The sequence below is a fragment of the Shewanella sp. 30m-14 genome (assembly GCF_052977125.1).
Window position 1 is genome coordinate 20,051 of the sequence record NZ_JBRILW010000018.1, and the last position, 13,617, is coordinate 33,667.

Genomic DNA, 13,617 nt, shown 5'->3' on the forward strand with positions numbered 1-13,617 from the left:
AATGAACTGCTTACGCTCACTTAAAAACGGTAGCCTAAGCTCATCATGAAGCTACTACGGGTACCAATACCAAATTCCATCAATAAATCAACGTTCTTAGTCAAGCCAACCTGACCACCAATCAAGCCGTTCCACTTATCTTCAAGATGCTGGTTAACCTCAAATTTGGCATCACCAAGCGGAAAGCCGATATCACGTAAGTAACCGCTAAATGTTTGCTCTACGTTTTGATACATGGCACCAACCCAGATTTGGATGTCATGGTTGTTGTAGCTGGTGCGATAACCCGCGCGAGGAGACACCACAATACTGCTGATTTCACCGTCAAGGATATTCAAGTTGGTGTTGGTGTAATTAACGTCAAGTAGTGCAAACCAGTTGTCGATACCACCGACAATGGTGCCACCTACTCCATAGGTCGTTCCCTTAAAATCCAGTATAAAATCAAATGGTTCACTGCTTACATTACAAGGTCTAATTTTGCAGTAACTCGGCGGCAATACTGAAGACAAGTCAGCCTCTAGCTGGACATTTGCCACGCTGCTACCTTTAGTGTGGCCAATCACACCGTAAAGGTTTAAGAATGGCAGCACCCACACATCGCCCCTCAAGGTCAGGGTTTCTGAATCTTGCACCGCTTCACTGCCCTTAATACTGAGCATCTCATCTAAACCGCCTAGCCCGGTAAAACCGACAGAATCGACGACTAGCGGTTGATCCATCGTCATGTAATTGACTGAGAAGCCGTAAGGCTTAGGCAACTCATGACCTAAATCCATCGCCTCCTGCGCCCAGATTGGGAATGTTCTGTCGTAGCGCGCCTCTAGCGGCTCTCGTTCAATTGACTGTGATAGAACTGGAGAAACAAAAAACAGCACTGAAAGTGCTGTCAAAATAGTAGTAATTTTAAGCATGTATAGATTGAACCTTAAAATAAAATAGTCGATGTTAAGTATCTAAACAGAGGTTATCGCTGAACTCATTGGCAGGAGATAAATAACGTAGGTTAATTATTACCCATCAAGCTGAATTCAATCTGAAACAGTCTCCATTAACATTAATATTTAGAGTAAATACTCAAAACAAAAAGAGATCATAACGTGTTAACCAACTAAAAACTAATCTGAATTTATTCTGTTAAATAGTGAGCAAAAATGATTGTTAATTGTCGACTAAATGGGAAAAACCTCCCCCTTGCTCAGGCGGTATGATGGTAAATGTATTTGGGCTGATTTGACGCTTTAATATGATATCAACCATGGTGGTTTGGTCAGCCTTTAGCAAGTTTTGTACTTGGCCAGGATCGGAATGAAATTCAACGCTGCGGTAATAACACACGCCATTATTGGGCCTTGGCTCGACCCTAATGCCTATCTTTCCACCATTCACTTTAGCCACTTTATCGGCGTCGACATATAGAGTCAGCACATGGTTATTATTATGGTTTTTCTGCTTATCAAGCATAAAACCACGTTTGAAGTTGCCCGGTAAAAAATCCGATCCTGATAGCAAGATGATATCGAAATCCTCTACAGGCAAGCCTGTATCATCAATCACTCGCACCACCAGCATGCAGGCACGTAATTTACGTTTAACTAAACGATTAGCGAGGCGCATCTCATCTGCGAGTTGTTGATATTGCAATTGATTAGTGACCATTAAGCACTGTTTTATGCGCTGAACCACTGGTTTTTTGCTTGCATTTCGGCGGCTTATAGAGCCCATAATGCCTTTGTTACTGCCGCTGTGGCTGGCATTTTTTATCACTTCAAAAGCAGTATTATGTCTAGGCTGAGTATGCTTGATTAACTGCAACGTGGCGACGCAGCGAGAGTCAAAACCATCACAGGTTTGCGCCGTTTGCTCTAACAGTAAATGGCTAAAATTAAGGTTGGCTGAGGCGACTCGTACCACTCCATCTGAGCCCAATTCTGAAGTATAACTGTTGAGGTAATCATAAAATTCAGCATCGATAGTGTCGCCTGTTAACACAAATGGCAACGGACCTTCGAGGCTAGAATTTTCAAGCCAGTGCAAATTCAATTGGTGTTGGCCATTACTGCCCAGCTCCAACCAATCTAAGATCTGCTGCCCCGGCTCTACACCAGAAAAAAAGCTTTTGATGCGCCCCAGTCGTGATTTACCCAGCTGAGCAAGCGCTGAGCCATGGTTGGCTGGGGCTAACATAATCAAATGAGTTAGAGGACAGTTGGCAAGCTTGTCACCGCTGTAAAACATCTTTAGCCACTGGCGTATAACAGGCGCTCCCGTAGAGTGGGTGATCACTGCAAACTGCTTATCGCTAAGTAACTCTGTTCGCGCAGCATTAAATGCTTTGGCGATATCAGTTAAACGAACTTCATCATCAAAGCTGATATAACGCCCAAGGTGAACATGGCGAATCGTGAGGTTAATATCATCCGCCATCAGCTTGGCTAATGCTTGGGGCAACTGCGCGTAAGTGTCTGTATTGGTAACACTCCATCCATGAACAAAGACCAGTTCCATTGTGACCTCGATAGGGTTTAACTTGCCATTAGATGACAAAAGACTTCGACTTATTTACATAGTACAAATTAGCTAATTAATTATTTTCAACAGCTTAACAGGCTGCGTTCAGTTTCTATATATCAAAACACTCAACAACAACCTTTGCTAATATCATTCAGTTATTATTCAGCTAGCCTCCCCTATGATGTGTCCAACAAAACGCAACACCTAAACAATTTGACCTAGTGTGGGAGCACAACATGAAAACTAAATCACTTATCTTAGCGTCTGTAATGGCAACTGCAATTTCGGCACCGACTATGGCTGCAGACTGGTTCATAGGTGGCGGTGTTGGCGCCCAGCAAAACTCTTACAAAGGTTCTAGCCAAGCAAACGTAGACCCTGGTTTTAACGCTGAACACTTTAAAGAAACCGAAAACAATGTCATTTATGAAGCAAGAGCGGGTGTTTACTTAAATGATGCTAACCGTATTTATGGTACTTACTCTTATAATTCAGATGACTTTAGCCGTCAGCAAAGCTTTTTAATGTCTTATGACTACTTAGTGGGCCTAGGTGACAGCAATAAACTGAACTGGTTTATTGGTGCAACAGCCGGTGTTAACCACATCAGCCCTGAAACAAATGCAGTTAGCTCAGATAACCGCTTCGTCTGGGGTGGTCAAACCGGTCTAATGTATAAGATTAATGACCAACTAAGCGCAGAAGTTGGCTACCGTTACCTGAAGCAAGATTACGATGCTAGCGTAACGTCACCAACACCTACGCCAATGAACATTGGCTCTACTGAATCCGCTTCTCTAAATGATAGCCAGCAACTATATATGGCTGTTGACTACCGCTTCTAATACCCAACAGTATAAGCAGCTCTGTTAACACAATAAGGCCGCCAACTCACTGAGTTGGCGGCCTTATGCTATGTGCTATAACCGATAAAACTTGCTGCGACTAAATAATCGCAACACGCTCACTTTGGTGTAACTTTTGATATGCCACCAGCATAGAGACTGCGGCAATAATAACGGCTAACCAGCTCCATGCTGTCGCAACTTCAAGATTAACTAACTGAAAGCCAACCAATGAGCTTATCCCTGCAATAATGGCAAAAGGCAATTGAGTCATCACATGGGCATGAGGCTCACAGCCCGAACTCAGCGCACTAATTACGCTGGTGTCTGAAATGGGTGAGCAATGATCGCCAAATACTGACCCCGCCATAACGGCGCTTAACGCTGGTAGTAAAAGAGTAGGCTCAACCGTTAATGCCACTTCAGCGCCAATCGGGATCATAATGGCAAACGTTCCCCAACTTGAACCTGTAGTAAACGCCATTATCGCGCACAATAGAAACGTACCAGCCACTAACATCTGCGCCGATAAGAACGTCTCAGCCCAAGTAGCCAGCAACTTTGCTACCCCTAAATCGGCTATCACAGCACCTATCATCCAGGTAAAAAGCAAGATGGAGATAGCGAAGCTAATAGCACGTACCCCGGATCCAAGATCTGCAATCAGTAACGAGAAACTGCGGCCACTCATTTTAATCATCAAGATGGCTAATAAAATTGCCAATAAACACGCATTACGCATGGCGGCACCAATATCTGCTGCCGAGACCCAATCGCTTAAGCTTGAGCCTTGTGCATTGCTAGCACCCGAGTACAAAGTTAGTCCTATTGATGCCAGTAACAAAGTCGCCATAGGTAAGCCCAACAACCAGGGGCTTCCAGCTGGTACATCTTCACTCTCTTGCTGCTCACTACTAGGTGCGACATCTGAATTAAAGCCAATACCAAACCAGGCAATGAGCAAAGACAGTAAGATCACCGTGATGGCGTAAAAGTTCATCTTGGCGATTTCAATAAATGATTCCAACGGCGTGAGTGGCAGTAAGGTGATACTGGCCAAAATGGCCATCACATAGGGACCCCAGCTAGAAAAAGGCAGCAAGGCACACAAAGGTGAAGCATTGGAGTCCACGAGGTAAGCGATCTGTTCCCGCGACATATTGTATCTCTGGCTTAATGGCTGACAAACATGCCCGACGGCTAAGCAGCTGAAGATGCCATCAATAAAAACTACCCAGCCTAGCACGACCACACCAACCCGGGCCTGACGGCCACTTTTAATCCGATGATATAACCAATCGGCGAAAAGCTTCACCGCTCCACCACGCGCTAGCAGCTGTGTCATCATGCCTAATAACACCATGGCCGCAAGCACATTTAAATGCCAAGCCTGCCAATGGCCATCACGATAAACCTGCAGCCATGCCTTGTCGGCCATATAAACCACGGTATCTGGCAGGTTAAAGTTAGATAAAATAAGTGCGCCAGATACAATGCCAACACCTAAGGCGACTAGGGTTCTACGCAGAATAAGTGCCAAACTCAGGGTTAATAGCAGCGGAATAAGTATCAGGAAATTGCCGGTCATTGCCGCGATCCAAGAGGAAATAAATAGAAGAATACTAACGACTTAGTAACAAGTGCAAAAAAAAAACGTTTTTGGTGATTTTATTGAGCGTTTTTCACTCATTTAGCATAATTAACTATTCAGCAATGCCACGTCACTGCTAGAATCGGAGCTATCATCTCGCTATCAAAGGGACTACCCATGAGTCTTGAACTATTATCGAAATTGGAAACAAAAATCCAAGCTGCACTTGAAACTATCGAGCTACTAAAAATGGAGCTTGAAGAAGAGAAGCAGACAAGCAGCGGCCTGTCTGAGCAAAACCAACAGTTACAGCAAGAGCTTAACTCTTGGAATGAGAAAGTGACTGGCCTAGTTGGTCTGCTCAACGACGAAGTAAACTAATTCCTAACGTTATGCCATGTGCATCTCGTTATTTTGAGTCTCAATCAATTCATTGAGCTCTAAAATAGCCTGCTTAACCTTAGGCAGGCTTTTTCTTGGCAATAAAAACCTTCCTTTATCAAATTCTAATCGACCTAAATCCTTTACCCAGATCACTCCGGTCAGAAAAATGCGCGCATGCTTTACGATAATTTTTGGTGCATAGACAGGAAAAACTCTCACAAGACCTCCCCACAACGTTATTTGTTGTTATTTATTTTTTAGTTGGACAGGCATTTTACCGTGAGAGTTTCATTTTTTTGAGGATTTATTTGTAAAAATTTAAGCGAAAATGTTACGAGAAAAAATTCACTAAAACTATCAATATGATAAAGAACACCAGAAATATGCTGTTACGCTAAATTGTCACTTGCCAGTTTTTTGACATCCTGTTAACGTTTAACTGTTACTCAGGGTAACGTTGAGCTTATAGCTCCATAGCCGTACTTCTTGCGACCAGGAAGTGCGGTTTTTTTCTGTCTGGGATTTTGTGCAGAATTAGAAAAAGTTAAAGAGAAATACAGTACGCATAGAGCAAAGAAAGCGGCAAACAGGGTTTTCCACCCTGTCGATCTTAAATAAAGAGCGCATAACTCTCTATTGCAAGATGCAAGACACAACTACCAAGGCTAACCATCCATGGCAATCTACAAGAAAGAGCGCATAACTCTCTATTGCAAGATGCAAGACACAACTACCAAGGCTATCCATCCATGGGCCTTGGCATAAGTGTTCCAGACACAAAAAAAGGAGCCTATTGGCTCCTTTTTTATCTAGCGTCGTAAATTACTTTTGCGTCGCTAGGTAGTAAGCAATATCAAGTAGCTCTTGGTAAGACTTGATTGCACCCGTTTCAACACGATATTTACCGTTTACAACCAATGCGGGTACGCCAGCAATTTGTGCATTTTCAGTGTCACGCTTCATTTTAGACATCTGCGCATTCACCATAAATGATTTAGCTGCTGCATCGAATGCTTTAGGATCGACACCGTTAACAACGAAAAGCGCTTTGATATCATCAAGGTTAGTGAAGTTCTGCTTCTTGTCTTGGATTGCTGAAAACAGAGCGTGCTCCATCTTCTCTTCAATCTTTAGTTGGTGTGCGATAGCAAAGGCACGTGACATCTCTACGCCCATTTGACGACCGATGAACTCAACGTGGTTCTGCTTGAAGGTAACACCTTCTGGCAAGGTTGCTTTAATCTTTGGTACCTGCTCTTTAGCGAAGGTATAGCAATGTGGGCAGTAGAAAGAGAAAAACTCGGCAATCTCTGGCTTCGCTGTACCAGGACCTTCGTTAATTACCGTGTAATGCACACCTTCTTCATACTGAGCTGCCATCGCTGCCATAGGCGCCATCAATAGTGCAAATGCAACCAATAAAGCTTTTTTCATCTTGATTCCTTTTGATGCTAACACAGCATCACGCTAATTATTTGGATATAACATAATGTGCTTTGGAGTCGACCTCAAGCGCAAAAGTTCATTTTTCTGTTACAAAATACGAGCATCACCCGTTTAAAATCAATATTGTGGAATTAAACTTAGCGGTGGCTCATCCAGTACTGCTAACTGCTCTTTAAAGGCTAAAATCTGTTGTTCCCAATATTTATCCTCAGCAAACCAGGGGAAGTTCATTGGAAAAGCAGGGTCTGCCCAACGACGACTAAGCCATGCATTGTAATGCAGCATGCGCATCGCTCGCAGCGGTTCAACCAACTGCAACTCACGACTATCGAATTCACAAAACTCTTCATAGCCTTCGAGTAACACCTCAAGCTGTAATAACTGCTGCGGTCTGTCTCCGGCAAGCATCATCCAGATATCTTGCACTGCAGGCCCCATCTTGGCGTCATCGAGATCGACAAAGCCTGGCCCCTCTGGCGTCCACAAAATATTACTCGGATGTAAGTCGCCATGCAGACGTATTGAGCGATAGCTATCTGGTAACCACAAAGCTGACGCTTTTTCTAAGATCTGCTCAACCACTGTAAAGTAAGGCAGCTCTAAACTCGCTGGAATATGACCAGAAGCTTTAAGCCAACTGAGAGACTCTTCACCCAATAATTTCGGTGACATCACATCACGGTATTTAAAGTCAGCCTGCTTTGAGTATTGGTGAATACGGCCAATAAAACGCCCCACCTGTTCTAACTGGTCAAGGTTATCGACTTCAAATGCACGGCCACCGATTGAAGGAAACAATGCAAAACGAAATCCTTGATATTCATGCAATGACTTGCCATCAATAATCACTGGGGTGGCGATAGGCACTTCATGCTCGGCTAATGCGGCAGAGAAGTCATGCTCCTCTTGAATTTGCGCATCAGTCCAACGCTCTGGACGATAGAACTTAACCACATAACGTTGCCCTCTATCACAGCGAAACTGATAAACCCGGTTCTCGTAGCTGTTTAATGCTAAAAGACCGGTTTCAGGATAGATCCCTAAGGTTTCAATTGCCGTTAAGATTAAATCGGGCGTTAATGCCTGATAATGAAAAGCCGAACCTGACTCTTTTGCTGTTGCTGATTGAGGAGGATTTATATTCATATCATTATGCTCAATTGTGAATGGCATCGAGGAAGCGATTTCATTCAAACTCTAAAATATATTCATGCTTATATAACACGATTTATAGCAAGTAAGGCTTCATCAATTCTGCTAAATAAACCAATACCTCGAACTCATCTTCTCTGTCTGTCGACAACCAACAGATATCACCATAAAACTCATAATGTAGCTGCAGGTGTGAGCCTTCAAACTCCAGTAGCCACTGATGGCGATCTGCGCCCCATTGCCTCTCAACCACTCGGCAATCTAATACTTTGGCAAAAGGCTCGGCAAACAGTTCAAATTGCTCAAAGTCGATATCTGCCTGTACCGATAAGCTTAAGGTTTCGCGCTCTAATTTAATTGAGGTTAATTGCATTAGTTTACTCTTATTATTCTATGTGTATCGATAAACACTCGCCTGCAGTTTAACTACTACAAGACATGATCAGCCCTTGCCCCCAATCTGGTGGACGCTTAGCTAAATCCTCAAACTCTAACTGTTCATCAAATGGGTTCTGCAACAAGCGCTGCAGATTATGCAGTGGCTGAAGGTCGCCCTGTTCAACAGCGATTATTGCCTCTTGTGCAAGATAATTGCGCAAAATATATTTAGGATTCGTCTGGTTACGCTCACGCTGCCAAAGCCCGACCTCATCAAGCTTGCCGATCCGCATTTGATAGGCCTGATACCAGGTATCAAAACCATTAAGATCGACAAAATCATCACGTAAAGAGGAATGACTAGAATTGGGATCTAACTGACCGAATCGACGCCAGGTATTGGTATGATCTAAATGATTACGCTCCATCAGCGTAGTGAAGCCACCTATGAGTGTTAAATCATAGTTATCCTGCTCTGTTACCACTTCAGGGGCAGCCTCAATGGCTGTTAGACCTAATTTAGCCCGCATCAAGACTAAATAATGCGTTACCAATTCCTGTTGATATTGATCCAGTGCAGCAACCAGATCGTCAGAAGGAATGATGGGCGACAATGCCTGTGCTAACCGTTGCAAGTTCCACAGGCCAACTCCCGGCTGCTGACCAAAAGCATAACGCCCCTCTGGATCGGAGTGATTACAGATAAAGTCTTCTTTAAACGTATCTAAAAAAGCAAACGGGCCAAAGTCGAAACTGTCACCCAGTATCGACATATTATCGGTGTTCATCACCCCGTGGGCAAAACCTATCGCTTGCCAGTGAGCAATCATCTTAGCGGTATCGGCAACCACACGAGCAAACCAGGCCTTGTAGCCAGCAGCGTCGCAACTTAAATATGGGTAATGCTGCTTAATCGTAAAATCGAGTAACTGCTTCAGCTTCTCTGGGGCTCCGCGCTGGCTATGGCAAAAAAACTCAAAGTGTCCGAAACGAATGTGACTTTTGGCTAGGCGAACTGTGATTGCGGCAGTTTCTTGGGTTTCCCGCCATACAGGCAAGTCGGAGCCAATAACCGCTAACGCACGGGTGGTTGGAATGTGAAGATGATGCAGAGCTTCTGAGATCAAAAATTCACGCACGGCAGAGCGCATCACTGCACGGCCATCACCATGGCGAGAATATGGTGTTGGTCCACCGCCTTTTAAGGCCACATCCCACGCGCCTTGCGGCCCTATCGCTTCACCAAGAATAATCGAGCGACCATCACCGAGTTGCGACGAATAGCCACCAAATTGGTGACCACTATAGACCTGTGCATAATAGCTTGCCCCCTCAATACTCGCATTACCAGAAAGCCCTTGCAGCAGCTCATCTGTAGGCTTATCTAACCCAATGAGAGCCGCCGCATCTTGGCTCCAGGCAAGCCAGTGCGGATCACTGATCCCCAATGGAAATACCTGTGAGTAGAAGTCTGGCAGTTGTTCAAAAAAATCTTGTTTTAATCGCATATGCCTTCCTAGAGTGTTTTGAATTCTGGCCGAATCAACAGCTATAAAATAGAGCTGAGATTACATGTCTGAAGTGATCACGCTTTGACAGCTCAACAACTCCCCTTGCGCTTCGCACTGATAACCACACACATAGTGGCCATCGGTAACGCCACTTAAACGAATAAGCCCCTTGCCTTTCGCATGGCACTGCTCGATGGTCTCATAATAGCCCGTTATAAATTCGCCAGACTGCTCAACGCTTGGTTTAGTCTGGCTGTCAGGGTAATACATTAGCGTCCATTCAGGAGACTGAGTGCAAGCAATCAGACCTATTGAAGCCATACCTAGTAAACACAGCGAACGAAAATTCATGCAATATTTCCTCTAAATAAAAAGGCGAAGTCCCAATGCAAGTCAGGAGTTCGCCTCTTTGCTAACCAATCTGCTTATTCTACACAGCTTAGTTAGTGATTAATTGTTTTTAGCTGTTAAAGCTATTTATTCGCTTTTGCCTTGGCTTTCTCGATACGCGTAATTCGCCCCTCAAACCCAGTAACCGTACCATCTGCAAGACCGTATTCAATTGCGGTTTTACAGATTGAAATCGCGCTATCGAAATCACCGTTATCATTAAGCAAGGTCGATAAATGCATCATGCCTGTGCCTTTAACTTCTGCATCAGGGTTCTCTGCCTTAAGGCCTTTGACATATGCGGCAAACAGTTCAAGGTAATCTTGAGACAAGCTTGCACCATACTGCACATACTCACTCAACTTGCGCTGCTTATAACACTCTGCGATGACGCCTGACAGCGCGAGGTGTTGCTCTGTGACGCCATTGGCAGCGACAAGGTCGCTGGCAGCCTTAGCCAATTTCGGGTTTGCCCATGATAGGTCTGCTGTCGCTTCTGGTTTAGCTTCTGGTTTAGCTTCTGGTTTAGCTTCTGGTTTAGCTTCTGCGTGAACTTCTGATTTAACTTCTCGCTCAAGTTCAACGCTTGGCTTAGCTTTTACTTCCGGCTCAGCTTTAACTTCAACTTCTGCCTTAGCTAGTATCTCAGGTTCAGATACTGATTCTGGCTCTAGTGCCGCCACAGGCTGAACTTTTTCTTCAACCTCAGAGAATGGCTCAGACACTGGCTCTGCTTGGGCTTCAACAACCGATTCTAATTTTGGCTCTGGCTCTGGCTCTGGCTCTGGCTCTGGCTCTGGCTCAACAGCAGCTTGTTTCACTTCAGCTTCATGATCAACCTTAGACTCAAAGCTCACCCCATCTACGGTGGGCGTCGATACCTCTTCTGTTGTCTCTGGAGTGATATCTTTCATCTCACTCTCGGCTGCATCTTGAGCCTCTTCAGAGCGCTTAGCTGCCTGCTCTTTTTCAGCTTTAGCCGCTTTTTGAGTGCGATTGTAAAGATAAAAACCTACTACAATCAGCAGTATAATGATTATTTCTTTCATTGTTTTCCACCATGGGTTAGCCACGAACACATTTAATACACGCGTTTGTGTAGCTAAAATGTGCAAAATTTAAACGTTATTATTAATGCATTGTCTTTTATAAAATCAACTATTTATATCATTTTTTTATCGGGTATCAAAAATAATCGCTTTTTTAGGTGTTACAAAACATAAATAAACAAAGCACTAACTATCCTGATAGCACAACTTTTCAAGGGGTAAAGGCTTAGCAAAATAAAAACCTTGGACTAAATCAACACCACAACTTTGGATAAATTGATATTCCTGCTGTGTTTCTACTCCTTCGGCAACGACTTTACAGTTAGCAATTTGGCCAAGCTTTGCAACTAACTTATAGATCTCTTTTCCTTTACTCGATGTCGCATCCAATAATAACGACCTGTCAATTTTAACTTTATTGAATGGGTACTTGAGTAGGTGAGGAAATGAAGCGTAGCCTGAACCAAAGTCATCCATTGAGATAGCGATGTCTTGCGCCTGAAGCTCGGTCATTACTCGAGTTAAGTAAACCTTGTCACTTAACATCGCTTCCTCTGTAATTTCGATTTCTACCTTAGACGGTGAAATAGCGTAGTACTCTAATCTAGACAGTAAATGCGACACAAAATCAGGCTCCTCGATGGAGGCGACAGATACGTTAATGGATATACGCCCCCCTACAGGTAACTCTATTTTCTGCATATCTTGTAATACCAACTCAATAACCATTTTATCTAACATTGGCATCGCTTTGAGTAATTGAAAGTCAGCAATGAATACTGGCGGACAAAGCATCCCTTTATCATCTATATAACGAATTAATGCCTCGTAGTTATAGTGTGATTTATCATGAACAGATTGTATTTTCTGGTAAAACATCACCAGAGTACCTTCTCTTAAAATCTTCGCTACCCGATTCTGCACTGAAGATTGAGTAATATTGTCGTTGGTTGAGTCCCTTACACTGCGCAATACATGATTAAAAATAGAGCCCTCAGCTGCAGCGTAACGAGTATTGGGATCAACCGAAATCAAGTGTTTGCCAACGTAGGCCAGGTAAAATGGTCGGTAGATAAAAATGCCGATAATAATAACGACTAATTGCAAAACAGCCCCATCTAACTGATCTCCCATAGCGAAGTAACCACTAAAAATAGGCGGTGTTAGCCAATTAACAATACTAACAACGGGAGAGACGATACCTAATGCAATACAAGCATACACGATCACAAAGCTGACCAAAGGGACAAGAATAAATGGAATGATCATGATCGGATTAAACAGGATTGGCAGGCCAAATAATAACACTTCATTAATATTAAACATGACCATAGGTATGGCAACGATTGCCAGCATCTTGTGGTTGTATTTTTGGCTAAAGATAAGCACGCAGAGTAATAAGCTTATGCAGTTACCTGAGCCTCCCATTGACAAAAATGCGTCATAGAAGCCTTGGCTAATGATATTGATTGAAGCTTCTCCGGCACGCCAAGCTTCAATATTCGCTAGGGTATCGGCATAGATTTGCTGCTTGATAGTAAACAACATATTGTGCCCGTTGATACCAACTGCACCCAAGATGCCAAGAAACGCTTGATATAACAAACCACCAGTAAACGTCATAGGATCCAGTCCTAATGACAAAATAACTGATTTAACAGAAAACCCTGTATAGGTCGCTAATTGCGACAGCAGCAATGCAATCAAGCAAAAACAAAAAATATGCACAATATATTTTATTAATCGAGAAGCAAAATCAAACGAGTTAGGATCTAACAGCCGGATCGGAAAATATAAATAGTATAAATACGTCACTATAGCGCTTAATAACGCCAATAGTGGATTGTTTGGCAATGAATAACTGGTTGAAAAATCTAGATGCTCTATGGACAAAATATAAAACAGAAGCAAGGCATAGATGATAAATATTGCACTGGATGCGTTAGCTTTTTGCGAAAGGTAATAACTCGCAACAATACAAAATGTTGTTGGGTAAAGATTAATTAAGATATTTGAAATATAAAAGAGTAGCTCTGAAACGTAATTAATCTCCATCACTCTAAAGGCATGGCCTAATAGCATAGCTAACGAGTTGGCTAGTGTTATCGGTAACAGCAACAGCGCAATCGCAGCAAGATCGGTCAAATAGAGTTTCGACCCTTTACTCCAATTACACACTCTTGCCAACATTTGACTAAACATCATGAGTTAGCACCGATTGTAGTGCTAGCATTAAGCCCTACATTATTAGCCCAACAATAAAGTGCGAAGAAAGCGACGTTCATTCTATTTCTCTTGTTTCTGGTCTGTTCCGAGCCACTTTGTGTTAGCTCAAAATCAAAAATAATACTCAATTA

The 13,617-nt window shown here is 43.2% G+C and carries 13 protein-coding genes; 2 read left to right on the forward strand and 11 right to left on the reverse strand.

Features of this window, described 5'->3' with window-relative positions; all coding sequences use genetic code 11:
* Positions 1 to 20: 20 nt before the first annotated feature.
* Together ACVBIU_RS13770 and ACVBIU_RS13775 are read right to left on the reverse strand one after the other, a co-directional pair.
* Positions 21 to 914, reverse strand: coding sequence for a virulence protein (locus ACVBIU_RS13770; protein ID WP_447162565.1), 894 nt, complete (start codon positions 912 to 914; stop codon positions 21 to 23).
* Between the two features lie 247 nt (positions 915 to 1,161).
* A complete protein-coding gene (locus ACVBIU_RS13775; RefSeq protein WP_447164011.1) occupies positions 1,162 to 2,508 on the reverse strand; it encodes an esterase/lipase family protein in 1,347 nt (448 codons plus the stop codon).
* Positions 2,509 to 2,750: 242 nt separating this feature from the next.
* On the opposite strand from ACVBIU_RS13775, the gene ACVBIU_RS13780 reads away from it, so the two are divergent.
* Entirely contained in the window at positions 2,751 to 3,359 is a 609-nt protein-coding gene (locus ACVBIU_RS13780) for an outer membrane beta-barrel protein (RefSeq protein ID WP_447162563.1), read from the forward strand.
* Positions 3,360 to 3,459: 100 nt separating this feature from the next.
* On the opposite strand, the gene ACVBIU_RS13785 is transcribed toward ACVBIU_RS13780, so the two are convergent.
* On the reverse strand, positions 3,460 to 4,947 hold the full coding sequence (locus ACVBIU_RS13785) for a Na+/H+ antiporter NhaC family protein (RefSeq protein WP_447164012.1): 1,488 nt from the start codon (positions 4,945 to 4,947) through the stop codon (positions 3,460 to 3,462).
* A gap of 180 nt (positions 4,948 to 5,127) precedes the next feature.
* Here ACVBIU_RS13785 and zapB point away from each other — a divergent pair, with 180 nt between their 5' ends.
* Positions 5,128 to 5,331 (forward strand): cell division protein ZapB, encoded by a 204-nt coding sequence (zapB, locus tag ACVBIU_RS13790; RefSeq protein ID WP_447162561.1) that lies wholly within the window; start codon positions 5,128 to 5,130, stop codon positions 5,329 to 5,331.
* 9 nt (positions 5,332 to 5,340) lie between these two features.
* On the opposite strand, the gene ACVBIU_RS13795 is transcribed toward zapB, so the two are convergent.
* The 8 genes from ACVBIU_RS13795 to ACVBIU_RS13830 form a co-directional block, all read right to left on the reverse strand.
* Positions 5,341 to 5,553 carry a DUF1107 domain-containing protein gene (locus ACVBIU_RS13795; RefSeq protein ID WP_447162560.1) on the reverse strand — a complete coding sequence of 71 codons (213 nt, stop codon included), beginning with the start codon at positions 5,551 to 5,553 and terminating at the stop codon, positions 5,341 to 5,343.
* 603 nt (positions 5,554 to 6,156) lie between these two features.
* A complete protein-coding gene (locus ACVBIU_RS13800) occupies positions 6,157 to 6,768 on the reverse strand; it encodes a thiol:disulfide interchange protein DsbA/DsbL (RefSeq protein WP_447162706.1) in 612 nt (203 codons plus the stop codon).
* A gap of 129 nt (positions 6,769 to 6,897) precedes the next feature.
* Positions 6,898 to 7,926 carry a serine/threonine protein kinase gene (locus ACVBIU_RS13805; RefSeq protein WP_447162707.1) on the reverse strand — a complete coding sequence of 343 codons (1,029 nt, stop codon included), beginning with the start codon at positions 7,924 to 7,926 and terminating at the stop codon, positions 6,898 to 6,900.
* A gap of 82 nt (positions 7,927 to 8,008) precedes the next feature.
* On the reverse strand, positions 8,009 to 8,305 hold the full coding sequence (locus tag ACVBIU_RS13810; RefSeq protein ID WP_447162708.1) for a DUF3630 family protein: 297 nt from the start codon (positions 8,303 to 8,305) through the stop codon (positions 8,009 to 8,011).
* A gap of 49 nt (positions 8,306 to 8,354) precedes the next feature.
* Positions 8,355 to 9,818, reverse strand: a complete 1,464-nt coding sequence (locus ACVBIU_RS13815) for a protein adenylyltransferase SelO (RefSeq protein ID WP_447164013.1) — start codon at positions 9,816 to 9,818, stop codon at positions 8,355 to 8,357.
* Between the two features lie 60 nt (positions 9,819 to 9,878).
* The gene (locus tag ACVBIU_RS13820) at positions 9,879 to 10,172 is read right to left on the reverse strand and encodes a hypothetical protein (RefSeq protein WP_447162710.1); all 294 of its coding nucleotides are present in this window, start codon (positions 10,170 to 10,172) and stop codon (positions 9,879 to 9,881) included.
* Positions 10,173 to 10,294: 122 nt separating this feature from the next.
* Positions 10,295 to 11,260: a hypothetical protein gene (locus tag ACVBIU_RS13825; RefSeq protein ID WP_447164014.1), complete on the reverse strand. Its 966-nt coding sequence runs from the start codon at positions 11,258 to 11,260 to the stop codon at positions 10,295 to 10,297.
* Positions 11,261 to 11,446: 186 nt separating this feature from the next.
* Positions 11,447 to 13,465, reverse strand: a complete 2,019-nt coding sequence (locus tag ACVBIU_RS13830; protein WP_447164015.1) for an EAL domain-containing protein — start codon at positions 13,463 to 13,465, stop codon at positions 11,447 to 11,449.
* Positions 13,466 to 13,617 lie beyond the last annotated feature (152 nt).

Coding starts and splice junctions, on each gene's coding strand:
- ACVBIU_RS13775 (WP_447164011.1), bottom strand. CDS start 2,508: ATGGAACTGGTCTTTGTTCATGGATGGAGTGTTACCAATACAGACACT.
- ACVBIU_RS13810 (WP_447162708.1), bottom strand. CDS start 8,305: ATGCAATTAACCTCAATTAAATTAGAGCGCGAAACCTTAAGCTTATCG.
- ACVBIU_RS13800 (WP_447162706.1), bottom strand. CDS start 6,768: ATGAAAAAAGCTTTATTGGTTGCATTTGCACTATTGATGGCGCCTATG.
- ACVBIU_RS13815 (WP_447164013.1), bottom strand. CDS start 9,818: ATGCGATTAAAACAAGATTTTTTTGAACAACTGCCAGACTTCTACTCA.
- ACVBIU_RS13770 (WP_447162565.1), bottom strand. CDS start 914: ATGCTTAAAATTACTACTATTTTGACAGCACTTTCAGTGCTGTTTTTT.
- ACVBIU_RS13820 (WP_447162710.1), bottom strand. CDS start 10,172: ATGAATTTTCGTTCGCTGTGTTTACTAGGTATGGCTTCAATAGGTCTG.
- zapB (WP_447162561.1), top strand. CDS start 5,128: ATGAGTCTTGAACTATTATCGAAATTGGAAACAAAAATCCAAGCTGCA.
- ACVBIU_RS13785 (WP_447164012.1), bottom strand. CDS start 4,947: ATGACCGGCAATTTCCTGATACTTATTCCGCTGCTATTAACCCTGAGT.
- ACVBIU_RS13805 (WP_447162707.1), bottom strand. CDS start 7,926: ATGAATATAAATCCTCCTCAATCAGCAACAGCAAAAGAGTCAGGTTCG.
- ACVBIU_RS13825 (WP_447164014.1), bottom strand. CDS start 11,260: ATGAAAGAAATAATCATTATACTGCTGATTGTAGTAGGTTTTTATCTT.
- ACVBIU_RS13780 (WP_447162563.1), top strand. CDS start 2,751: ATGAAAACTAAATCACTTATCTTAGCGTCTGTAATGGCAACTGCAATT.
- ACVBIU_RS13830 (WP_447164015.1), bottom strand. CDS start 13,465: ATGATGTTTAGTCAAATGTTGGCAAGAGTGTGTAATTGGAGTAAAGGG.